At 68.3% G+C, this 22,207-nt stretch carries 18 protein-coding genes; 7 read left to right on the top strand and 11 right to left on the bottom strand.

What is annotated here, in order from left to right:
- Window positions 1-131 precede the first annotated feature (131 nt).
- Window positions 132-1,148 carry a cation diffusion facilitator family transporter gene (locus STHE_RS16335; RefSeq protein ID WP_012873704.1) on the top strand — a complete coding sequence of 339 codons (1,017 nt, stop codon included), beginning with the start codon at window positions 132-134 and terminating at the stop codon, window positions 1,146-1,148.
- Between the two features lie 203 nt (window positions 1,149-1,351).
- Window positions 1,352-1,780 carry a response regulator gene (locus tag STHE_RS16330; RefSeq protein WP_012873703.1) on the top strand — a complete coding sequence of 143 codons (429 nt, stop codon included), beginning with the start codon at window positions 1,352-1,354 and terminating at the stop codon, window positions 1,778-1,780.
- On the opposite strand, the gene STHE_RS16325 is transcribed toward STHE_RS16330, so the two are convergent.
- The 3 genes from STHE_RS16325 to mltG form a co-directional block, all read right to left on the bottom strand.
- A complete protein-coding gene (locus tag STHE_RS16325; protein WP_012873702.1) occupies window positions 1,766-2,494 on the bottom strand; it encodes a prepilin peptidase in 729 nt (242 codons plus the stop codon). The genes STHE_RS16330 and STHE_RS16325 overlap by 15 nt on opposite strands.
- Window positions 2,495-2,718: 224 nt before the next feature.
- Window positions 2,719-3,546, bottom strand: coding sequence for a shikimate dehydrogenase (gene aroE / locus STHE_RS16320; RefSeq protein WP_052295403.1), 828 nt, complete (start codon window positions 3,544-3,546; stop codon window positions 2,719-2,721).
- Between the two features lie 84 nt (window positions 3,547-3,630).
- Window positions 3,631-4,677, bottom strand: coding sequence for an endolytic transglycosylase MltG (gene mltG / locus STHE_RS16315; protein ID WP_012873700.1), 1,047 nt, complete (start codon window positions 4,675-4,677; stop codon window positions 3,631-3,633).
- Window positions 4,678-4,779: 102 nt separating this feature from the next.
- On the opposite strand from mltG, the gene miaA reads away from it, so the two are divergent.
- Both miaA and STHE_RS16305 read left to right on the top strand, forming a co-directional pair.
- Window positions 4,780-5,730, top strand: coding sequence for a tRNA (adenosine(37)-N6)-dimethylallyltransferase MiaA (gene miaA / locus STHE_RS16310; RefSeq protein WP_169308220.1), 951 nt, complete (start codon window positions 4,780-4,782; stop codon window positions 5,728-5,730).
- Between the two features lie 279 nt (window positions 5,731-6,009).
- Complete coding sequence (locus tag STHE_RS16305) at window positions 6,010-6,465, top strand: cupredoxin domain-containing protein (RefSeq protein ID WP_012873698.1); 456 nt, start codon at window positions 6,010-6,012, stop codon at window positions 6,463-6,465.
- 135 nt (window positions 6,466-6,600) lie between these two features.
- Here STHE_RS16305 and STHE_RS16300 read toward each other — a convergent pair whose 3' ends face one another.
- The 4 genes from STHE_RS16300 to STHE_RS16285 form a co-directional block, all read right to left on the bottom strand.
- Window positions 6,601-6,984: a hypothetical protein gene (locus tag STHE_RS16300; RefSeq protein WP_012873697.1), complete on the bottom strand. Its 384-nt coding sequence runs from the start codon at window positions 6,982-6,984 to the stop codon at window positions 6,601-6,603.
- Between the two features lie 86 nt (window positions 6,985-7,070).
- Complete coding sequence (locus STHE_RS18275; RefSeq protein ID WP_012873696.1) at window positions 7,071-8,087, bottom strand: phosphotransferase enzyme family protein; 1,017 nt, start codon at window positions 8,085-8,087, stop codon at window positions 7,071-7,073.
- A 66-nt stretch (window positions 8,088-8,153) separates the two neighbouring features.
- On the bottom strand, window positions 8,154-9,164 hold the full coding sequence (locus STHE_RS16290) for an A/G-specific adenine glycosylase (protein WP_012873695.1): 1,011 nt from the start codon (window positions 9,162-9,164) through the stop codon (window positions 8,154-8,156).
- Window positions 9,165-9,285: 121 nt separating this feature from the next.
- The gene (locus STHE_RS16285; RefSeq protein ID WP_012873694.1) at window positions 9,286-10,515 is read right to left on the bottom strand and encodes an argininosuccinate synthase; all 1,230 of its coding nucleotides are present in this window, start codon (window positions 10,513-10,515) and stop codon (window positions 9,286-9,288) included.
- A 409-nt stretch (window positions 10,516-10,924) separates the two neighbouring features.
- On the opposite strand from STHE_RS16285, the gene STHE_RS16280 reads away from it, so the two are divergent.
- Complete coding sequence (locus tag STHE_RS16280; protein WP_012873693.1) at window positions 10,925-13,312, top strand: transglycosylase domain-containing protein; 2,388 nt, start codon at window positions 10,925-10,927, stop codon at window positions 13,310-13,312.
- Between the two features lie 804 nt (window positions 13,313-14,116).
- Here the strand turns inward: STHE_RS16280 and STHE_RS16275 are convergent.
- The gene (locus STHE_RS16275) at window positions 14,117-15,541 is read right to left on the bottom strand and encodes an amidase (protein ID WP_012873690.1); all 1,425 of its coding nucleotides are present in this window, start codon (window positions 15,539-15,541) and stop codon (window positions 14,117-14,119) included.
- Window positions 15,542-15,703: 162 nt separating this feature from the next.
- Window positions 15,704-17,335 (bottom strand): glycosyltransferase family 39 protein, encoded by a 1,632-nt coding sequence (locus STHE_RS16270; RefSeq protein WP_041400482.1) that lies wholly within the window; start codon window positions 17,333-17,335, stop codon window positions 15,704-15,706.
- A gap of 205 nt (window positions 17,336-17,540) precedes the next feature.
- Between STHE_RS16270 and STHE_RS16265 the strand changes: the two genes are divergently transcribed.
- On the top strand, window positions 17,541-18,701 hold the full coding sequence (locus STHE_RS16265) for a YkvI family membrane protein (protein ID WP_012873688.1): 1,161 nt from the start codon (window positions 17,541-17,543) through the stop codon (window positions 18,699-18,701).
- A gap of 78 nt (window positions 18,702-18,779) precedes the next feature.
- On the opposite strand, the gene STHE_RS16260 is transcribed toward STHE_RS16265, so the two are convergent.
- Entirely contained in the window at window positions 18,780-19,661 is an 882-nt protein-coding gene (locus STHE_RS16260; protein ID WP_012873687.1) for an LLM class F420-dependent oxidoreductase, read from the bottom strand.
- A gap of 529 nt (window positions 19,662-20,190) precedes the next feature.
- Here STHE_RS16260 and STHE_RS16255 point away from each other — a divergent pair.
- Window positions 20,191-21,654, top strand: coding sequence for an RtcB family protein (locus tag STHE_RS16255; protein WP_012873686.1), 1,464 nt, complete (start codon window positions 20,191-20,193; stop codon window positions 21,652-21,654).
- Between the two features lie 40 nt (window positions 21,655-21,694).
- Here the strand turns inward: STHE_RS16255 and STHE_RS16250 are convergent, their stop codons facing one another.
- Window positions 21,695-22,204 carry a GNAT family N-acetyltransferase gene (locus tag STHE_RS16250; RefSeq protein WP_012873685.1) on the bottom strand — a complete coding sequence of 170 codons (510 nt, stop codon included), beginning with the start codon at window positions 22,202-22,204 and terminating at the stop codon, window positions 21,695-21,697.
- Between the last annotated feature and the right edge of the window lie 3 nt (window positions 22,205-22,207).

The following is a 22,207-nucleotide window of genomic DNA, read 5'->3' as shown; positions in this document are numbered from 1 at the left end:
CCGCGGCTGGCATGACATAATGGACGCGCCCCTGAGGTATCCCTCCGTCCCCGGGGCACAGTGAGTGCAGCATCCCTGAATAATGCCGGCAGCGCCCGCCGGTCAGGAGTTGCCAGCCGAAGGGCCGAGCGATGCACGACCACGCGATCGACGAGCACGCCGCCATCGATCGGCCGCGGGAGCGGGTGCACCGCCGCCCGCTGGTGATCGCGTTGGCGATCAGCGCCATCTTCCTCGTGGTCGAGGTTGTGGGCGGTCTGGTCACCAACTCCCTGGCGCTCCTGGCGGACGCGGGGCACATGGCGACCGACGTGGCTGCACTGGCGCTCGCCCTCTTCGCTGCCTGGCTCGCGGGGCGCCCGGCGACGCCGCAGCACTCCTTCGGGCTCTACCGGACGGAGGTCCTCGCAGCCGTCGTCAATGGCGCGGGGTTGATCGTGATCGCGCTCCTCATCTTCTGGGAGGCGGCGCGCCGCTTCACCGCGCCGCCCACGGTCGATAGCGGACCGATGCTCGTGGTCGCGGTCGCCGGGCTGGTGGCCAACGCCGCGTCGGCCTGGGTGCTCAGCCGAGGTGGCGGGCATGAGCACAACCTGAACATCCGTGGCGCCTTCCTCCATGTGGTCGGCGACCTGCTCGGCTCGGTCGGGGCCATCGTCGCGGCGCTGATCATGCTGGCGACCGGCTGGTACCTAGCCGACCCGATCCTCTCAGCCGGCATCGGACTGCTCATCCTCTGGAGCGCGGCTAGGCTGCTGCGCGACTCGCTCGACGTGCTGCTCGAGACCACGCCGCGGCACATCGACGCCGAGGAGGTGCGGGCGGCGATGATGGGCGTCGACGGCGTCATGAACGTCCACGATCTCCACATCTGGACGGTCACCTCGGGATTTGTCTCCTTAAGCGCCCACGTCGAGGTCGATGAGCAACAGGACTGGCACGCGATCCTGCTCGACCTGTCGGCCCTCCTCCGCGAGCGGTTCGGGATCGCCCACGTGACGCTCCAACCCGAGGCGCCGCAACACCTGCCCGCGGCCTTCCGGGGCTGCTCGCTCGACACCGCCGAGGGGCGCAACGCCTGCCTCATACTGTTCCCGCCGATCCCTCCGCGCCACGACGCCCCACCGGACACCCACAAGCCGCGGTAAAGGATGTTCAAGGCCGCTCAGCGCCTCTCGATTCTGCGAAGATTGCGCAAAGAGGACGATATCCCCTCACACACGGCGTATCGCGCATCTGTCGCAGTCCTGTTATCCCGCTCTATGTCCGGTCACGCGCCGCCTTGATGCGCCCCCGGGTACACCTGTACTGGGCAGGAGTAGCCGACAGCACGGATCGAGAGGGCGCAGCCGTGCAGAGGCCAGTCATTGCTGTCATCGAACGAGACCAGGACCTGCTGTGCCTCCTGGAGGAGATCCTCCGCGAGGAGGGTTACGACGTGGTCGGCTGGCCCCGGCGGGCAGGGGCTGCCGAGATCATCCGCCAGACGCGGCCCGCTGCCGCGATCGTCAGCCTGTGGCTGGAGGAGGCCACGAGCGGATGGCACCTGCTCGATGAACTCCGAGGCCGTCCGGAGACCCGGAGCCTGCCGGTGATCCTCACTACGACGACGCCACACCCTGGCAACCCCGGCGGGCTGCACGCCGATGCGGTGATCGAGAAGCCGTTCGATCTGGATGACCTGCTGGCGACCATCCGCCACGCGGTGGCACGCGCAGACGCCGGGCGGCCGTCCCACGCGGCCCGGGTGAGAGGCACGAGCGCGTCAGCGGACGAGTAGCACCACGATCGTGCCCGCGCAGAGGTAGGCGCCGTAGGGGATGTAGTCGCGCCGGCCCCGGCGGCCGAGCGCCATCAGGAGCAACCCGCCGGCCGCCGCCAGCACCATGCCGAGGAACAGCGCCGGGGCGACCCGCCCGACGCCGGTCATGGCGCCGATCAGCACCGCAAGCAGGATGTCGCCGAAGCCAAGCGCGCGCTGCCGGTATAGGAGTATTGCCAGCCCGAACAGGAGCGCGAAGAAGAGCCCTGCCCCGACGGCTGCGACCCCCGCCGAGAGGAGCATCCCGGGCGAGTGGAGTGCCGCGGCCACCAGGGCCACCGCCAGGCCCGGCACAATGGTCGCGGTGTAGATCAGGTGATGCTGCCAGTCGATCCGCAGGATCACCAGGAGCAGCAGGCTGAAGATCGCGCCCGACACGCCCCAGTACGTCAGGCCCCGGAGCAGGAGCGCCGCGATCACGATCGCCGCCGCGGCCACTTCGGTCGCAACCTTCGCCCAGTGAGCGGGAACTCCACAGCGGGGACACGCCGGACGCCGGAACGGCACCAGCCCGCCCGCACCGAACAACGCGCCACACGCGGTACAGACCGGAGCGCCCAGCGGGTCGAGGTCGGCCGGCAGCCGCACGGCAACCGCATGGACCAGCGCCCCGGCCAGCGCGCCCAGTCCGCCTCCTACCAGCACGATCGCCGCAACGCTTCCCAGATCCATCGCCATCGCTCCGTCGACTGCTTCCTCCTAGCAGCCTACCAGGAGCATGCGATATTCAACCTGGGAGCAAAGTCACGGTTGGGGAGTGAGATGTCGTACGTGATGCGTCATGCGTCATGCGTCAACCGTCCCCCTCACCCCCGGCCCCTCTCGGACGGAGCCCACCAGGGGAGAGGGGAGCACCACGCAACACAGGTGACGTATGACGCATGACGTATGACGCATCACGCATCACGCCCCGCGAGGGCGGCGGCGCGCATGAGGTCCACGGGTGGCTCCTTGCCGGTCCAGAGCCGGAAGGACTCGACCCCCTGCTGGACCAGCATCTCCAATCCGTCCTGGGTGTCCAGGCCGAGGCGCCGGGCCTCCAGGAGGAGCGGCGTGTCACGGTAGGTCAGGTCGTAGACCAGGGCGTCCTTCGGTAGCAGCTCCAGCATGGCCGCCGGGATCGGCAAGGCGTCGCCGTGCCACCCGACCGCGGTGGCGTTGACCAGCAGCGTGGCGCCCTCCAGCCACTCGGCCAGGGCATCGAGCGGCCCCGACCAGATCGGGACGGGCGGGTGGAGCATGGCGACCATCGCCTGGGCGCGATCCGGCGTGCGGTTGCCGACCGAGATCTGGCGGCATCCTGCCGACAGCAGGGCGATCACTACGCCGCGGGCCGCGCCGCCCGCACCGAGCACGACCGCGCGCGTCTGCGTCAGGTCGATCCCGCGCTGGTGTAGCGGCGCCAGGAATCCGGGGATGTCGGTGTTGTCGCCGAAGAGCCGCCCACCCCGGTTGACGATCGTGTTCACCGCCCGCGCCATGCGCGCACGCTCGGTCATCTCATCGACCAGGTCGAAGGCGACTCCCTTGTGGGGGAGGGTGACATTGGCACCCAGGTAGTCGGGACGGCGCAACCCGTCGATCCGCTCGGCGACCTCCTCCTCGGGCGTCGGCCAGAGCTCGTAGCGTGCATCGATGCCGAGGGCGTCGAAGGCCGCCTGCTGCATCGCGGGGGAGAGACTATGCTCGACCGGATACCCGATCAACCCGACACGCTGGGTCACCCCGTACTCCTCTCCGATCGCAGCCCAGGCACAGCCACGGGCCACGGGGCGGGCCTCCGCATCGGTCACCCCGCGCCCGGGGCGCTACTGCTGGCTGTACTGCTGGATGTTCGCCTCGTGCTCCTCCAGCGTCGTGGCGAAGGCATGCTCCCCGCTCCCGTCCCCCTTGGCGACGAAATACAGGTAGTCGGTTTCAGCCGGCTGCAGCGCCGCCTCAATCGATGCCAGGCTGGGGTTGCAGATCGGCCCGGGCGGGAGGTCCGGGTGCGTGTAGGTATTGTAGGGGCTCTCGGGAGCTTCGTTGTTCGGGTCCGTCACCGTCGGCCACCAGTTGCCCGGTGCACCCAAGGCGTACTGGATCGTGGGGTCAGCCTGGAGCGGCATCCCCACCCGCAGCCGGTTGTGGTAGACGGACGAGATCAGGGGTCGCTCCTCCGGCACGGCCGCTTCGCGCTCGATGATCGAGGCGATGACCATGATCTGATGGAAGTTGTATCCGAGCTCCTCCGCCCGGGCACGCAAGTCGGCCGGCACCTTCGTGTCGAACGTCTGCAGCAACGTGTTGATGACGTCCTCCGGCGTGGCATCGGCCCGGAACTGGTAGGTGTCCGGGAAGAGGTATCCTTCAAGCGTCGCCCCGCCGGGGCGGCTCCGGAGGAAGTCGTAGTCCCAGTCACCCCCCGCGATGGCGTCCAGGAACTGCTCGGGGGTGGAGATCAACCCGACCTGCTGCAGCTTGTCGGCATACTCCTCGGCGCGCCATCCTTCTTGGAAGCGGACTTGCACGACCTCCACGTCCCGTGAGGTCGTCAACTCCTCGATGATCTCGTTGACCGACATGCCTTTGCGCAGCTCGAAGCGCCCGGCCTTGAGCTGGGAGTCCTGATTGGTGAGACGCATCTTGAGTTTGAAGTAGGTGGCCGAGCGGATGAGGCCGGCCTCGCTCAGGCGCGAGGCGACGCTGTCAACCGTCTCCTGTTCTTGAACGACGAAGGTGATCGGCTCGCTGGCGGCGCTGGCGCTGGTGACATTGATGTAGTGCGAGAGGGCCCGCTGGGCGGTAATGACGATGGCAGCCGCGAGGACCAGTACTGCAGCGATCTTCAGCGCCTGGATCATCAACCTGAGCAAACTGGTCTCCTCCGTTGGCCAGTCCCGCCCGCCGACGGGCGCGCACCGAACGAGGGTTGCATGATTGTAGCAACGCGCACGAGTACGAGACAAGCACGGGCGCTGCCGCCGCTGGTGGCCATCGTCGGCCCGACCGCCGTCGGCAAGACGGCGACGGCGATCCGCCTGGCTCTCGACATCGACGGCGAGGTCGTCTCCGCCGACTCGCGCTACCTCTACCGGGGCATGGACATTGGCACCGCCAAGCCGACCGTCGCTGAGATGCGCGGTGTGCCCCACCACCTGATCGACGTCGTTGACCCGACCGAGGATTACTCACTGGCGCTCTATCAGCACGACGCCTACCAGGCAATCGCCGACATCACCGCAAGAGGCCGCGTGCCGATCCTGGCCGGGGGCACACCCCTGTATATCAACGCCGTGCTGGAGGGTTGGCGCATCCCCGAGGTGCCGCCCGACCCTGCCTTCCGGGAAGAGATGGAGCAGGTGGCGCGAGAACGGGGGCCGGAGCACCTGCACCAGCGCCTCGCCGCGGTCGATCCCGCCGCCGCGGCGCGCATCCCGGCGACGAACGTGCGGCGCGTCATCCGCGCGCTGGAGATCTACCACCACACCGGGCGGCCGATGACCGAGCTGGAAGGGAAGTCGCCGCCCCCATACCGCGTCCTCATCGTCGGGCTTACGCTGCCGCGCGAGGAGTTGTACCGGCGTATCGATCGGCGGGTGGATGAGCAGATCGCCGCCGGGCTGGTGGACGAGGTCCGGGGCCTGCTTGAAGCCGGCGTGCCGCCCGATGCCCCGGCGATGTCCGCCATCGGCTACGGCGAGATCGTAGCCTATCTCCAGGGAGAGACGACGCTGCCGGAGGCGATCGAGCGGATCCGCTACAACACCCACCGCTACGCCCGGCACCAGACCACCTGGCTGCGCCGGATGCGGGGAGTCCACTGGTTCGACCCCCGGGAGCCCGGCTGGTACGAGCGGCTGCTGACGCTCGTGCGCACCTTCCTCGCCGGAAATGAAACCGATCTCAACTCAGCGGACGTAGATTAAGGCGTCGTGAGAGTGAAGCTCTCACCGGGCACGTGAGGAGGAGGGAAGCGGGGCGATGGTGACCATCGCCCCGCTTTCCATATTACCCGGATAGGCCGGCTCCGCCTGTGGCGTCCCCCGCGGATCTCCCGTACAATCGAAGTCCCGCGGGCTGACCCGTGCCGCGCGACGTACGGGCGCCCGCTGACGCCGCCCACCCCAGGCCGCGCCAGGCCCCACGGGCGTGGCGGCGGCCTTGTGAGGACCGGTGTCCGGGTTGGAGAGGAAAGGAGTCGCTCCGTGGTCATTGGGAGCCGCCCCGCAGCGCGACGCGTGCTGCTCGTGGTGGCGGTGTTGCTCAGCGCGCTCGCGCTGGCCGCCTGCGCTGGTGGGCCGGAGACGATGCCATCCGATGAGCGGGTGACGCCGGGTCCCGGCAACACCTTCTCAATCACCATCACCGACGACGCCATCACCCCTGACAACCTGTCGGCCGCGATGGGTCCGATCACCTTCGAGATCACCAACAACGGCAGCCGCGTGCACAACCTGGCGGTCAACTACAACGGGATCCATCATCAGTCACCCGACATCCAGCCCGGCGAGACCATCACCTGGACCATTGCGGGCCACACCCCCAGCCCCGTCGTGTTCTACTCCTCGGTCGGCAACGACCGCGCGAGCGGGCTGGAGATGAATGTCTGGATCGCCACCGGCAAGGCAGACGCCCCATTCGGTCACGGCGAGGGCCACTAGGAATAACCACCACCGAACATCAAGCCGGCGCCGGAGACACCCCGGCGCCGGTCATTTTTTCCAGGCCCTTTGCCAAGAGAAGCCAGCAGCGAGACGCGGCCAAGGAACCACCAGCCTGCCGATAATGTCCCGCCGCTAGGCGCCACCCCTAATGGAGGCAGCACGTGGGGATGCTGTCGCCTCACGTCCAAGATAGGCGCGCTCCCCAGCAGGCGTCGCAAAGAACACCACCCTCGGCGCGGAAGGTTCGGCAGGAGGCTCCCACCACCGTTCCTCGGCGATGATCCTGGCTACCTCATCGACCGTCTGCTGAACGGAACCCGCCGCGGGATCGTCGATCTCCACCGCCACCAGTCCCGCGGCGACCAGCCCGTACAGCGCCTCCTGCACAATCTTCAGCAGCGCCGGCCGCGGTATTTCGGGGAAGCATGCCTCAAGCGTCCAGCGCAGTTCCCAAAGCCCGAACGCATCATCAACGGCCATGCTCAGGATCTGGCGCCGTGCCTCATCCCGGATCATCGCAATACTGGGTTACCCTTCAGTGGCACGGGGTCGCATGGTTTGCCTCTCATCGATACGCGAAGATACAGGCTACGCCCCTCACGCTACCCCGCCGGAATCTCGGACCCGAGCGCGATATCGACGATTTCACCCGTTTCGAACAGGCCCATGAGCATTTCTGCGCCCTCGCGTCTGGTGTCCGGCCCCAGATCGGGCCGGAAGAACACCTGCTCGCCGAAGGCACCGATGTCCCCGACCGCCCAGCAGTAGCGGTAGTAGGCGAGGGCGAGGGGATCAACCTTGATCGACCCGTAGCCCTCGAAGAAGTACGCCTCCTCGCGGGGACTCACCAGCGTGCTGCTGATACCCCCGACCACAAACATCAGGTCGCGCTCGCGCGGGGCCAGCAGCGTTTCATCCCAGTCCACGAACCACACCCGTCCATCGGTGTCCAGCAGCACGTTCGCCGTGTGGATGTCCGCGTGGCACAGCACCAGGGGCGGTGCGATCGCCGCGAGGCGGCGGCCGAGATCCTCCGCTCGCTCCAGCAGGATCCGGATCACCCCCCGCCGCTCCTGCCAGAAGCGCGCCAGTCGCTGCTCGGCAGGGTCGTCGAAGTGGCGCGTGCTGATGTGGGCATCGACGCGCCGGATCGCGGCGGCCCCATCGGGCACGAACCGATCGCGCCGTAGCACCCGCGCGAGGTCGGGGGCGACAGGGATGTCGTGTACCTGTCGCATGAGTGCGCCGTAGTCGCGCCACTGCTGCGGCGTCATCTCGCGTCCCCAGGCAGCCGATCCCTCGACGAACGGGTACAGGATGAGCACGTAGTCGCCCGCGTCCGTCCAGAGCGCCCCGTCGGTGGCCGGCAGCGGGGCGACGACATGCGCGAGCCCGTGATCTCTCAGGTAGCGAGGAACCACGAGGCCCGCCTCGTTCTCGATGCTGACGCGGACTTTCAGGAAATAGGTCGCGCCGTCCGTCGCCTGCGCGCGGTACACCCACGCCGATGAGTCGTACCCCAGCGGGAGGAAGGTCAGGTCAGCGACGGACAGGCCGTACCGGTCGCGCAGGCAGGCGCGAAGGGCGTCCTCGGTGAGGTTGTCCGGTGGTTCCCGCATGGTCGGCGCTCCTTCCAGCCCGTCGCGCTCCGGCGGAGCTCGGCCGTCGGATGCGCCGAATGCCGGCTAGTGCGGCAGTCGCACACGCACCCGCGCCGGGTCACCCGCCTCGGGGTCGGACGCGTCGTACTCGGCCCGCTCCTCGGCGACGCAGGCCAGCCCGTCCCGCTCCAGCCCCGCTACCACCTCACGCAACCAGGCCAGGTGCTCAGGTCCGAAATCGTCACGCACCCGAGGGCCGAGCGCTGCCAGGTCGATCGCCTCGCCCGGCGGCAGCTCCCGCAGCGCCTCGATGACCCGGCCCCGGTAGTAGCGCGACGACCCGGTGAACGGCTCCTCCCGGCGGGCGGTCGCGGGCGCCTCCGCCAGCGCCGTCTGGATTGCCGGGTAGGCGCGACAGTGCGCCTGGAGGGGGCAGACGACACAGAGCGGCTTGCGCGCGGTGCAGTGGACCGCGCCGAACTCCATCAGCCCCTGGTTCCAGTCGTACCCCTCGCCCGCGGGCACCACCCGGTCGGCCAGCGCCTGGATCTCGCGCGCCGTCGCGCGTGGGGTCGGCACCTCCGGCCCGAAGAAGAGCCGGTGCAGCACCCGGCGGATGTTGGTGTCCACGAAACCGACGTCCTGCTCGTAGGCGAAGCAGGCGATCGCACCGGCCGTATAGCGCCCGATGCCCGGCAGCGCCAGCAGCTCGTCCACATCGCGTGGCATCACCCCGCCGTGACGCTCGACCACGGCCTGGGCCGCACGCTGAAGATTCACCGCCCGGCGGTTGTAGCCCAGCCCGGACCAGACGCGGATCACCTCGGCCGTCGGCGCGGCTGCCAGCGACTCAATCGTCGGGAAGCGCTCCAGGAATTCGTGGTACTTGGGGATGACGCGCTCGACCTGCGTCTGCTGCAGCATCACCTCGGAGACGAGCACCCGGTACGGATCGCGCGTCCGCCGCCAGGGGAGGTCGCGCCGGTGGGCACGATACCAGGCCAGCAGGCGCTGCTGGAGATCGGCCAACTGCTCGTCATCGCTCGGCTGTGCGGCGGGTGTCGCCGCGGTGGTCGTCGCGTCCATCGGCACCATTCTAACCAACGAGGCAAGTCCGCACGGCACGACGCCGGCCGATTCCGGGCATGAAAAAGGGGGTGCAGAGCACCCCCGGTTGAGCGGATGTGTTCAGGAATCAGACAGGGCTGCGTGCCGGCTACTTGCCGTCGGCACCCTCGCGCTTCTGCTTGGCCAGCGCCGCAACCTTCATCGGCAGGCCGAAGAGGTTAATGAACCCCTTGGCGTCCGCCTGATTATACACGTCGTCGGCCCCGAAGGTGGCGAAGCCCTCGTGGTACAGGCTGTAGGGCGACTTGCGACCCGTCGGGATGATATTCCCCTTGTACAGCTTCAGGCGCACCTCGCCGGTCACCGGCTGCTGCGTCACCTCGACGAAGGCATCCAGCGCCTCGCGCAGCGGCGTGAACCAGCGGCCGTCGTAGACCAGCTCGGCGTACTTCTGCGCCACGAGATCCTTGTAGTGCAGCGTCTCACGGTCGAGCGTGATCGACTCCAGCTCCTTGTGGGCCGTGGAGAGGATCGCTGCCCCAGGTTGCTCGTAGACGCCGTGGCTCTTCATGCCGACGAGCCGGTTCTCCACCAGGTCGATCCGGCCCACGCCGTGCTCGCCGCCGATCTTGTTCAGCGTCGTCACCAACTCGACCGGCCCCATCGGCGTGCCGTCCAGGCTGACCGGGTAGCCCTGCTCGAAGCCAATGACGATCTCGACCGGCTTGTCCGGCGCCTCCTCCGGGCTGACCGTGATCTGGTACATCGCCTCGTTCGGCTCCTGCCAGGGGTCCTCCAGCTCGCCCCCTTCATGGCTGAGGTGCCAGAGGTTCTGGTCCCGGCTGTAGATGTTGGTCTTCGACTGCGACACCGGGATGCCGCGCGCCACCGCGTATTCCAGCAATTCCTCGCGGCCGCCGAGATCCCACTGCCGCCAGGGAGCGATCACCTTCAGATCCGGCGCCAGCGCCTGGAAGGTCAGCTCGAAGCGGACCTGATCGTTCCCCTTGCCGGTGCAGCCGTGGGCAACCGCATCGGCCCCCTCCAGCCGCGCGATCTCCACCTGGTGGGAGGCAATCAACGGCCGGGCGAAGCTGGTGCCGAGCAGGTACTTCCGCTCGTAGACCGCGCCGGCCCGCAGGGTGGGGAAGGCGTACTTAGTAAGGAACTCTTCCTTGAGATCTCTGACATACAGCTTCGAGGCGCCACTGGCGAGCGCCTTGGCCTCAAGGCCCTCAAAGGAGTCGCCCTGGCCGACGTCGGCGGTGAACGCGATGACTTCGCAGCCGTAGTGCTCTTTGATCCAGGCGAGAATCACGGAGGTGTCGAGGCCACCGGAGTAGGCAAGGACGACCTTATTGACCTCAGGGGTAGACATGTCGGTGCTGCTCCTCTACACACACGCGCGCCGCACGGCGCGCCCCAAACGCGCGAACGGGATGGCTCTCTACGCGGCGCACCTGGCGCGTCCGGGCATGCGGTAGAGCATTGGGCGACAGCACCTCCGAGGAACGAACTCCAGCCACGCCGCGAGCGGCGTGCCGAAGCCTAGCAGTCCCCGGCCGCGACGTCAAGGCGTTCCAATGGTACCGGCGCCCCCTGATCTCGCTTTCAGAAGGGAAGTGAACAGCGAATGGTCAGCCTGTTGGCACCGATGCTGCTGCAGGAGCAGGGTCACGCCGTGCGGGACTCCCGCCCGCCACGTCGTCACTGCCTGGCTCCATCGGATCGCCGAGGACCGGCCTACCGCCCCACCGGTCGAGCGTCATCCTGGAAAGGTACCCACCATGACCGGCAACGGCCACGGGCGGCACATCAGCCAACGGCCCCTCCGCCGCCGTCGCAGCCTGCTCTACGCCCAGCTCGGCCGCCGCGGCCCGCGCCCGCTCCCGCCCCACTACCTGCGGGGATTCCGGCAGCGACAGCGCTCGTCGTCCTACGGCCCCCTCCTCCAGGGACTCGCCATCCTGTCGCTGGCGACGCTTCTGTTCCTGGGTGGCGCGCTCGGCGCCGCCGCGGCTGCGGGCTTCGTCGGCTGGGCGAACATCACGGAGAACCTCCCCTCGGTGGAGCAGGCCAACGGCCTCCCCTTCGCCACGACCAAGATCTACGACCGCAACTGGGTCCTCCTCAACGAGGTGTCCGACCCGGAGACCGGCTGGCGGACACCGGTCGGCTACCAGGAGATCCTGGACCACATCACCCGGCAGCAGGAAGATCCCAACAAGCCGCACCGGGCCTGGATCTTTGACGCCACGGTGGCCGCCGAGGACGCTACCTTCTGGAGCAATGTCGGCTTCGACCCCGCCGCTATCGCCCGCAGCTTCGTCTTCAACCTGCAGGGCGCACCGTCGTCCGGCGCCTCAACCATCACCCAGCAACTCGTCCGCCTGATCTACCCCGAGCAGATCGGCTTTGAGCGCAGCTACATGCGCAAGGTCCGTGAGGCGGTCACCGCCTACCGGTTCACCCAGCACTACACCAAAGAGCAGATCCTGGAGATGTATCTCAACAACGTCTACTACGGTAACCGCGCCTACGGCATCGACGCTGCCTCCATGACCTACTTCAACAAGCATCCCTGGGATCTGACGCTGGCCGAGGCCGCGATGCTGGCCGGGCTGCCGCAGGCGCCCAGCCTCTACGACCCGGTCCAGAACTACGAGCTGGCCAAGGCCCGTCAGCGCTACGTGCTGGACCAAATGGTCAAAGAGGGGATGATCACCGAGGAGGAGGCGGAGGAGGCCTACGCCCAGCCGATCAACCTCCAGGTAGACACCAACGCGCACCAGGTCTTCCACGCGCCGCACTTCGTCAACTTCATACGCGCCTACCTGGAGCAGCGATTCGGTGCCGCCATGCTCTACCAGGGCGGACTGACCGTGCGAACGACGCTCGACCTCGGCCTGCAGGAGCGTGCCCAGCAGATCGTGGCCGAGCACATCGCGCGCCTGGCGCCCTGGGACGTCAACAACGGGGCACTGGTGGCCATGCTCCCCTGGAGCGGGGAGATCGTGGCCATGGTCGGGAGCGCCGACTACTACAATGACGCCATCGACGGGCAGGTCAACGTGGCGGTGCGCGAGCGCCAGCCCGGCTCCTCGATCAAACCGATCACGTACCTAGCCGCCTTCGAGAAGGGCTGGAGCCCGGGGACGATCATCTTCGACTACAACAAGCGCTGGCCGTTACCCAGCCAGCCCGGCAACGCCTACGCGCCGGTCAACTACACCGGGCAGCGCTACGGTGCGGTCTCCGTCCGCACCGCGCTCTCGAACTCGCTCAACACTCCTGCAGTGCAGGCACTCGACTTCGTCGGCGTGCAGACGATGATCGACCTCGCCCACCGGATGGGCATCCGGACCGGGCTCTGGCGTGGCCCAAGTGTCTACGGCCTCGCGGTGACGCTCGGTGGCGGCGAGGTGACGCTGCTGGAGCACACCAATGCCTTCGCCACGCTGGCCAACAACGGGCGCTACGTGCCGTTCATGCCACTGCTGGAGGTTCGGGATGGCCAGGACAACGAACTCTACCGCCACAACCGAGCCAGTGCGTACGACCAGGGCGAGCAGGTCGTCAAAGCCGAGCACGCCTACCAGATCACCAGCATCCTGACCGACAACAACGCCCGCAGCATGGTCTTCAGCCCCAACAGCCCCCTGACGATCCCGGAGCTGGGCCGGCCCGTCGCCGCCAAGACCGGCACCACCGAGGACTCACGCGACGGCTGGACGATGGGCTACACCACCGACCTCGTGGTTGGCGTCTGGGCGGGGAACACGGACAACCATCCGACCCGCGGGATCGACGGGGTGCAGAGCGCCGCCCCCATCTGGCACGACTTCATGGTCGCCGCCCACACCGACCCACGCTTCGCCGAGACACTGGCCGGGCCCGACGGCCAGCCGATTCAGCCCGAGTTCCCGCGCCCGCCGGGCATCTACGATGGCCCCGTCTGCGCAGCGACCGGGAAGCGGCCTACTCCCGGCACCCGGACGATCAACGAGGTTCTGGTCCGCGGGGAAGGGCCGACGCTGCCGTGCAACCGCACGACCCCCGAGGAGGCGGCCGACCTGCGCGCCGCGCTGGCCGACGCCGCGCGCAGCCGCAACTTCACCAGCCGCGGTCTGCAGACCCTCTACGAGTACGCAGCGGCCGTCCGTATCGGACGCTAGGCGCCAGCAGGTGAAACGACGGCACGTGCCCAGCGGGGCTCAAGGCGTTCGCCGCTCGGCGCGTGCCCAGCGTAATGGAGTTTGACGAATGATATGGGAGTATGCGGTCGGCCCGTGCCCGGGGGTGGGTGGCGTGAAGGATCCCACACCGTGGCGCGTGCCCGGGGCGAACGCCGCCGGGCTGACCAGGCGAAGCCGGCTGAAGCCGGCTAGGGGACAGAACTCACATTCCGGCATTGGGTCCCGCCGCTCGGCACGTGCCCGGGGGTAAACCCCCGGGCTAGAAAGCGAAGCCCACTGAAGGGGCTGGGGACGCGGGGACCGGCCGGATGCCGGATCGGCTCCGCCTGGATGTCGCCATCACAGCCCCTTCAGTGGGCTTACCCCTATTCAGCCCGGCGGCTTTAGCCCCGGGCACGTGCCGCGGTGCGGGACCTTTCACACCACCCATCCCGTGTCCCGACCCCGGCGCGGCACCCACCCGGCGCGCGGCTGACGCCGCGCGATACCAAAGCGGCGGCTCAGGCCGCCGCACTTCACAGCCGGCTTATGGTCTTTGACGAAATAACCCGACATACCGACCGCCCCGTCCCCAGCCGGCTTCAGCCGGCTTTCGTTGTCAGCCCGGGGCTTGAGCCCCGGGCACGCGCCGACCGCGTACATCCAACGAACTCGTCAAACTCCGTTAGCCGGCTTTCGTGGTGAGCCCGGGGCTTGAGCCCCGGGCACGTACCACGGCGTGCAGCCCCTCGCACCACCCGTCCCAGGCACTCTGGGACGGAGCCGCGAAAGCCCAATAGGGCCTCAGGCGAGCTCCTCCAGTAGCGGCGGGCGGCGGCGCCAGACTTGGGTCGCCTGCTCGAAGGCGTGGGCCAACTGGAGCACGCCGAAATCGTCGTGGTAACGCCCGACGATCTGGACCCCAACCGGGAGACCTTCAGGCGTGAAGCCGCACGGCACAGAGATGGCCGGGTGGCCGGTCACGGTGATGTAGTAGGCCGACTTCATCCAGGCGATGTAGTTCTCCATCGGCACGCCGTTGATCTCGGTCGGGTAGGGCTGCTCGACGTCGAACGGCGGCACCTGGTTCACCACGCAGATCAGGAACTCGTACTTCTCGAAGAAGGCGCGCATCCGGTGGTACAACGCCGTCCGCTTCACCTCGGCCCGGCCCACGTCGAGGGCGCTCAGCTTCAGCCCTTCCTCGGTGTTCCAGATCACCGTGTCCTTGATCAGGTCCCGGTGTGTCTCCAGGTGTTCGGCATGCCGGACGGCGAAGTTGAGTGCCCGCAGCACGTGGAAGATTTCGTCGGCATCCGACAGGTCGGGGGTCGCCTCCTCGACCACGCAGCCCAGGTCGCTGAAGGTCTGCCGTTGGCTCTCCAGCACCGCGGTCACCCGCGGGTCAACCGGCAGGCCACCCAGGTCGGGGCACCAGGCGATGCGCACCCCGCGGAAGTCGCGCTCCAGTGGCCGCGCGAAGAAGCTGCCCGGCTCGGGCAGGGAGATGGGGCTGCGCGGGTCCGGCCCGGCGATGGCGGAGAGCATCAGTGCCACGTCGGCCACGGTGCGGGCCATCGGTCCTTTGACGCCGAGCATGGACCACCCCATCGCCGCCGGCCAGGTCGGCACTCGCCCCGCCGACGGCCGGAAGCCGACCACGTTGTTGAAGTTGCCCGGGTTGCGCAGCGATCCGCCGGTGTCGCTCCCGTCGGCGATCGGGATCATGCCGCAGGCGAGGGCCACGGCTGCGCCGCCACTGCTCCCGCCGCAGGTCTTGGTGGTGTCGTAGGGGTTGCGGGTCGGACCGAAGATGGGGTTGAAGGTCTGCGACCCGGCGCCAAACTCGGGCACATTGGTCTTGCCGATGGTCAGCGCACCGGCCCGCTTCAGCCGTTCGACCAGCAGCGTGTCGTGGTTGGGGACGTAGTCGCGGTAGATAGGGGAACCGAAGGTGGTGCGCAGGCCCCTGGTTTCCTCCAGATCCTTGTGGACGATCGGCAGCCCGTGGAGTGGACCGACGTCCTCGCCCCGCGCCAGCGCAGCGTCGGCGGCGTCGGCGAGAGCCAGCGCCTCGTCCTCCGGCACCTGGGTAACGATCGCATTGACGACCGGATTGACCCGCTTGATCTGCGCGAGGTGTGCTTCCATCACCTCGCGCGCCGACAGGTCGCGGCGCCGGATGCGCTCGGCCATCTCGGTCGCCGTCATGAAGCAGATGTCGCTCATGCGAACCCCTCCCTGTGAATACGGGCTGGTGCGTAGGGCGTAGTGCGTCATATATGATGCGTCATGCGTCCCCCTCACCCCCGGCCCCTCTCCCACCAGGGGAGAACTACGCAGTACGCACTACGGGTGACGGATGACGTATGACGTATGACGCACTAACCCTCACGGCCCTACGGCTGTCACCTGGCCGTCAGCATAGCGGTAGACGGCGCGATCCGGGAAGTGGGCCGCCAGGGCCTGGTTCCTGGCGGGACCGCGGTCGAGCGCGTAGATGATATCCCCGTCGAGCGCGGGGCTGTTCTGGGCGAAGAAGGGAGCGTAGGCCGTCCAGTAGCCCGCGTCGACGAAGACGAGTGCGTGTTCGAGCCGCGCCGCCTCCACCCGCCGCAGCCCGTCGCCGTTGATGTCGTACCAATCGTGGTAGGCGCGGAACTCGCGGACGCCGTCTGTGGCTAGCCCGCTGACGGAGAGGACCACGACCGGCACGAGCACGGCACCTGCCGCGAGCGGGCGGGACCATCGCGCCGGAAGCCGCGCCTGCCGCAGCGCCCAGGCGAGCGCGCCAGCAAGGTGCAGCAGGCCACGGGCGGTCAGCAGCGCCAGTGCGCCGGTCGCCTCGAAGTAGTAGCGCGGGCCATACATCTGCCCCGGCGTCCAGTAGGCGATATGCACCACGACCAGCGAGACTACGCTCGCGGCGAGCAACAGGTCCCAGCCCCAGGGCGCGCTGCCCCGCGCCGGGGGCCATCGTCGCACGAGCGCGACGTAACGGCGCAGCGGCGCGGCGTGCCAGAGCAGTGCCAACGCGGCGACCGCCACCGCGATGCCGGCCGGGAGCAGCGTCAGCCGCTCCGGCCAGCCGTAGAGCAGGTGCCGCAGGGCGTCGAGGTTGTAGCGCGTGTTCAGGATGCCGCGCGCAAGGTCGTGGCCGCGAGGCCCGATATCCGGCCCAAAGCCGATGCGGTCGTACTCCCACCAGAGCTCGTAGCCGAAGCGGACGGGCGACCCGGTGGTGTAGGCGTTGTAGGCCAGCAGCAGCGCGACGAACGGGAGAAACCCGGCAGCCAGCGCCAGCGCCCGTCGCCGCCCGGTGGCGCCGGTGATGAAGTCCACCGCGGCCAGCAGCGCGAACGGCAGCCCGACCCCGACGGCGGTCAGCGGCCGAGAGAGGAAGAGCATCCCGACGGCCGCACCGGCCGCCACGGCGGGCAGCAGCGCCCCGGTGGATCGCGCCCGGGCGAAGAGCAGCAGCAGGGCCAGCGCCCAGATCAACCCGGCGACGTGGGACATGAACGACCCGGCCTGGAGCAGGAAGAAGGGGGAGAGCGCCAGCAGCGCCGCGGCCAGCAGCCCGGTTCCCGGGCTGTAGAGAGTGCGCCCCGCCCGGTAGAGCAGCACGATCGCGACCGCTCCGGCAATCGGGTTGAAAAGCCAGGGCTGGTCGATCAGCACGCCCAGCGCCAGCACCAGTGGGTAGCCGGGCGGGTATTTCCCGAACCACATGCCATCACGCACGATGACGAAGGGGATGCTGAAGGAGGACGGCTCGGGCGGCGCGGGTGCCACCACGTGTCCCGCAGCGAACGTGCGCGCCTGGAAGAGGAAGGCGACCTCGTCCTCGACATGCGGCAGGCGGTCGAATACCGCGGTCGAGACCCAGGCAGCCATCAGCAGCGCCCAGAGCGCGAGGCCCAGCGCCAGCAGGCCCGTCGGGACCCGTGGTCCACGGGGCATTGCATTCGGCGGAGATGGCACCGGCTCGATCACCGGCCCAGCCTCCACATTGCGGGACACCGCCGCTCCCTTCACCCAAGCACTCGCGCAGCAATCATACGCAAGCGATTGCCACACCGGTACAGCGCACAACCGAGCCGTAGCCGTCTGCGGACCTCGTGCCGGAGACCTTGTCGAGGCCAGGACCATCGACTAAGATGAGGCCATCTAAATTTAAGGAAATTCCACCCGGACCCTGGTGACAGCGCGGCAAGGAGGTTCCTCGGTGCAGGAGCGAGGATTCTTCGAAGGTCGATTCGGCCGATACATCTTGCCCGGCGTCATCCTGCAGTCCGTTCTGATCGGTGGCGGGTATGCGACGGGTCGCGAGATCGTTGAGTTCGGCGCCAAGTACGGGGCGCTGGGCTGGCTGGCCGGTTTGGCAATCTTCGCCGGGTTCGCCGGCATGGCCTTCCTGACCTTTGAAGTGGCACGCCGCTTCCAGGCCTTCGACTATCGCAGCCTGCTCAAGCACGTGATCGGGCCGTTCTACCCTTTGTACGACATCGTCTACGTCCTGCTCGCGATCCTCGTCATCGCGATCATGGCGGCGGCGACCGGCGAGATCCTCAACAGCACGCTCGGCCTGAACTACTGGGTCGGCGTCGTCCTGATCATCATCGTCGTCGGCATCCTTAACTTCTACGGCGAAGGACTCATCGAACGCTTCAAGACGGCGGGCACCGCCCTCCTCTACCTGGGCTACATCACGTTCGCCTTCCTCGTTATCTCGCGGAACTGGGACCAGATCGGAACTACACTGAGCAGCGGGGATCACTCCCTCCACCCCGACGCCGGCCTGGGGATCGTGCTCTGGACCGGCATCATCTACGTGGGGTACAACCTCGTGGTCTATCCCGCTGCGCTCTTTACCGTGCGCCGGCAGACGAGCATGCGCGACTCGGTCGTGGCGGCGCTCTTCGGCGGCGTCCTGATGACGTTCCCCTGGTTCCTGACCTACTTTGCGCTCATGGGCTTCTACCCTGACGACGCGATCTTCGACGCCTCGGTGCCGTGGCTGGAGATGCTGAGCAGCTACGGCGGGTGGATGCTGGTGGTGTTCGGCATCGTCGTCGGCTGGACGCTGATCGAGACGGCGACCGGCGTGATCTACGCGTTGCTGGCGCGGGTGAACCAGAACCTGGTGGATCTCGGACGCAAGCCGCTGAGCAGGCGGGCCAACGGCGCCATCTCCGTCGTCGCCCTGCTGCTGGCACTGGTGCTGGCCCGGGTCGGCATCATCGACCTGATCGCCAAGGGGTACACCGCGATGGGCTACGCGATGATCGCCGTCTTCGCTCTCCCGATGCTCATCCGCGGCACCTACCTTATCGTGACCGGCCGGGGACAGGGCGCGACGCGTGCCCCCGAGCCGGCGTACGACTAGGCACGGCGAATGGGCGTCCCCATCCTGAACCGTGCGAGAACGAGGGCGTCGTTCACGATCGGGCGCGTCCCGTGACCGCTAGAGGTCCGCGACTGCCGGGATCACGGTGCGGCCCATCGCCTCGATCGGCGAGATGCGGTCGGCGCCCTCGACCCAGGCCAGGACCTTCGTGATTCCCATCCCGGCGAGCCAGCGCAGCCGCTCGATCAACTCATCGGACTTCGCTCCGTCCTCGCCGGGATCGAAGAGGAAGACGCTGGTCTTTTCGATGGCATCGTAATCCCGCCCCGTTGCCTCGCAGTAGCTGCGCAGAACGTCAAGCTTGCGCGGCAGTTCCGGGGTGGGGCGCAGACTGCACGCATCGGCGTAGCGAGCGACCAGGGGCAGTGTCCGCCGCTCGCCGTCACCCGCGATCAGGATCGGCGGGTGTGGCCGGGAGAGGCTTTGCGGCAGGTTGCGAGGGCGGGCGAGCTGGTAGTGCTCTCCCTGGTCGGGCTGCTGATCCCCAGACTCCCCGCTCCACATGCGCAGGCAGATCTGGAGCGTCTCCTCCAGCATGTCGTAGCGCTGGCGTTGCGGCGGGAATGGCAGGCCGAGGCCGCGCGCCTCCTCCTCGTAATCGCCGGTGCCGATCCCCAGCCATGCGCGACCCTCCGAGAGGACATCGAGCGTGGTCACCGTCTTGGCCAGCATGCCCGGATAGCGGTAGGAGACCGGCGTCGCCAGCGCCACGAGGTTCACCCGCTGGGTGTGCGCGGCCAGGAACGCCAGCGTCGAGTAGCTCTCGAACGACGGCCCCTCGGTGCCGCCGAGGATCGGGTGTTGCCAGACATGGTCCGCGACGGCGATGGTGTCGAACCCGGCCGCCTCGGCGGCGTGCGCCATGGCGGCGAGCGTCGGTCCCAAGCGCTCCGGGCCTCCGTCCCAGCGAAAGCGGTTGATGTGGAGGCCAAGTTTCATGACGGATCTCCCTTCTGGACCGGCCGCGCCGTCCCCAGCCGAGCGCCGAGGGGGAGCGGCCAACGTTGGGGTCCGCAGATCGTCGGCCACCTGCTCTTGCCATCGCGAATGGGGTTGATGAATCAGATGGGCGTATGCGGTCGGTGAGTGCCCGGGGGCAATGGAGTTTGACGAATCCGTTGGTCGTACGCGGCCGGCACGTGTCCGGGGATTTACCTCCGAGCACGCGCCACGGTGCGGCAATCCCTGCACCACTCGACAAACCTCACCACCCCGGACAAACGCCGATCCGCTGTCCCCAATCAGGCCACCATTCCACGTAAGGGATGCTGCCGAGGCAGCGGGCGACGGGGGGTGCCGCTTCGGGTACACTAGAGATCAACGAACACCGATGGGACGGCCCGCCGGGGCGGAGATGACCCCGGCCCAGGCCCCGACGGGCTTTCCCCCGTACCACCCTGTCCCCCAGCCCGCGCCATCGGTTGCACAGCACATCCCACGACACGACAGGGGCGAGGAGGGATCCACCATGGCACAGCAGCGGACAAGCGTACCGATCACGCGCGTCGAGCGCTACGTGTACGAGATCCCGGCTCACGGTGAGATGCGCGTCCCGGCGCGGATCTACGCCGACGAGGAGTTGATCGAGGAGCTGACGGCCCCCGCGGCGCAGGAGTGGAGCGCGCTGCAGCAGCTCGTGAACGTCGCCAGCCTACCCGGCATCCAGAAGGCGGCGCTGGCGATGGCCGACGTTCACCCCGGCTACGGCTTCCCGATCGGCGGCGTCGGCGCGTTCGACCCCAAGGAGGGCGTCATCAGCGTCGCCGGAGTCGGGTTCGACATCAACTGCGGCGTGCGCCTGCTCGCCACCGAGCTGACCCGTGCCGACCTGGAGGGCAAGGAGGACCGGGTGGCCGATGCCCTCTTCCACGGCGTCCCGGCCGGGCTCGGCAGCACCGGGGAGTTGAAGCTCACCGAGAAGGAGATCGACCGGGTGCTGCGCGAGGGCGCGCACTATGCCGTTAACCTCGGCTACGGCACCCCGGCCGATCTGACCTACGTCGAGGAGCAGGGGCGGATGTCCGGTGCCGACCCGGACGCCGTGAGCCGCACGGCCAAGCAGCGGCAACTGCGGCAGGTCGGCACGCTCGGTTCGGGCAACCACTACGTCGAGGTGCAGGTCGTTGATGAGATCTACGACGAGGAAGCCGCCCGCGCCTTCGGCCTCGCGGTGGGGCAGGTCACCATCATGCTCCACACCGGCAGCCGCGCGCTCGGCCACCAGATCGGCACCGACTACCTGCCGTTCCTGGAGCGGGCTGCCCGGAAGTACAACATCCCGATCCGCGATCGCGAGCTGGTTTGCGCGCCCGTCGAGAGCCCGGAGGGACGGCAGTACTACGCAGCGGTCATGGCCGGCGCCAACACGGCCTTCGCCAATCGCCAGGTGCTGACCCACCTGATCCGGGAGGCGCTCAACAAGGCGCTCGGCGTCGCGCCCGAGTCGATCCGCACCGTCTACGAGATCGCGCACAACACCGTGAAGTTCGAGGAACACGAGGTGAACGGCCGGCGGAAGCGCCTGCTCGTGCACCGCAAGGGCGCCACACGTGCGTTCGGGCCGGGTCGCCCCGAGATCCCGGAGCGCTACCGCTCGGTCGGCCAGCCGGTGCTGGTCGGGGGCACGATGGGCACCGCCAGCTACGTCCTACGCGGCACCGAGAAGGGGATGCGCGACACCTTCGGCAGCGCGCTGCACGGCGCCGGGCGGGCGAAGTCGCGGACCAAGGCGAAGAAGGAATACCCGGCGGACCGCGTGATCCGTCAGTTGAAGGAGCGCGGCATCACCGTGCGCGCCCACGGCCGCTCATCGATCAGCGAGGAGGCGCCCGGCGCCTACAAGGACGTCGAGCAGGTGGTGGACATCATGGCCGGGGCCGGGGTCATCGCGAAGGTCGCCCGGCTGCGGCCGGTCGTGACCATCAAGGGCTGAGCACGAGGACGTACCGGTCCCAGCGCCCCCTGCGTTGGCATCACTTCGCCAGGGTCAGGTCGTAGCGCTGCTCGGCCAGCATGACGCCCCAGGTCGGCTGCACCGGGGTCTCCTCGGTGAGCCGGAAACCGACGGACGTGTAGAGCCGGGCAGCGTCGGTCAGGATGTTCACCGTCCAGAGGTAGACCGAGCGGTAGCCCGCCGCGCGGCAGAAGGCGAGCGACTCGTTGAGCAGCCGTCTGCCGAGGCCCCGCCCGCGCGCGTCAGGGTGGACCAGAAACCAGCGGAGCTGCGCCGCGCCGTCCTCGCGCCCGACGATGCCGATCGACCCGACCAGACGCCCATCCCGCTCCGCCAGCCAGAGCCGGTCCTGTCCCGGCCGGTATAGGCGGCCGAACTCACCGAGCGCCTCGGCGACGTAGGACTCGAAGGTGTGATCGAACCCGAATTCCTCGGCGTAGAGGACGCCGTGTAGCTCGGTCACCCGGCCCAGGTCGCCGGGGCGGAGGTCGTGATGCAGCGACACCTCTCGATCAAACGTCTCGACCATCGC

Origin of the sequence: Sphaerobacter thermophilus DSM 20745 (assembly GCF_000024985.1) — a bacterium.
GTDB classification, from domain to species: domain Bacteria; phylum Chloroflexota; class Chloroflexia; order Thermomicrobiales; family Thermomicrobiaceae; genus Sphaerobacter; species Sphaerobacter thermophilus.
This window is presented reverse-complemented; position numbering and strand designations above follow the sequence as displayed.

Coding starts and splice junctions, on each gene's coding strand:
- STHE_RS16280 (WP_012873693.1), top strand. CDS start 10,925: ATGACCGGCAACGGCCACGGGCGGCACATCAGCCAACGGCCCCTCCGC.
- STHE_RS16335 (WP_012873704.1), top strand. CDS start 132: ATGCACGACCACGCGATCGACGAGCACGCCGCCATCGATCGGCCGCGG.
- STHE_RS16285 (WP_012873694.1), bottom strand. CDS start 10,515: ATGTCTACCCCTGAGGTCAATAAGGTCGTCCTTGCCTACTCCGGTGGC.
- STHE_RS16290 (WP_012873695.1), bottom strand. CDS start 9,164: ATGGTGCCGATGGACGCGACGACCACCGCGGCGACACCCGCCGCACAG.
- STHE_RS18275 (WP_012873696.1), bottom strand. CDS start 8,087: ATGCGGGAACCACCGGACAACCTCACCGAGGACGCCCTTCGCGCCTGC.
- STHE_RS16275 (WP_012873690.1), bottom strand. CDS start 15,541: ATGAGCGACATCTGCTTCATGACGGCGACCGAGATGGCCGAGCGCATC.
- STHE_RS16255 (WP_012873686.1), top strand. CDS start 20,191: ATGGCACAGCAGCGGACAAGCGTACCGATCACGCGCGTCGAGCGCTAC.
- STHE_RS16260 (WP_012873687.1), bottom strand. CDS start 19,661: ATGAAACTTGGCCTCCACATCAACCGCTTTCGCTGGGACGGAGGCCCG.
- STHE_RS16300 (WP_012873697.1), bottom strand. CDS start 6,984: ATGATCCGGGATGAGGCACGGCGCCAGATCCTGAGCATGGCCGTTGAT.
- STHE_RS16325 (WP_012873702.1), bottom strand. CDS start 2,494: ATGGATCTGGGAAGCGTTGCGGCGATCGTGCTGGTAGGAGGCGGACTG.
- STHE_RS16250 (WP_012873685.1), bottom strand. CDS start 22,204: ATGGTCGAGACGTTTGATCGAGAGGTGTCGCTGCATCACGACCTCCGC.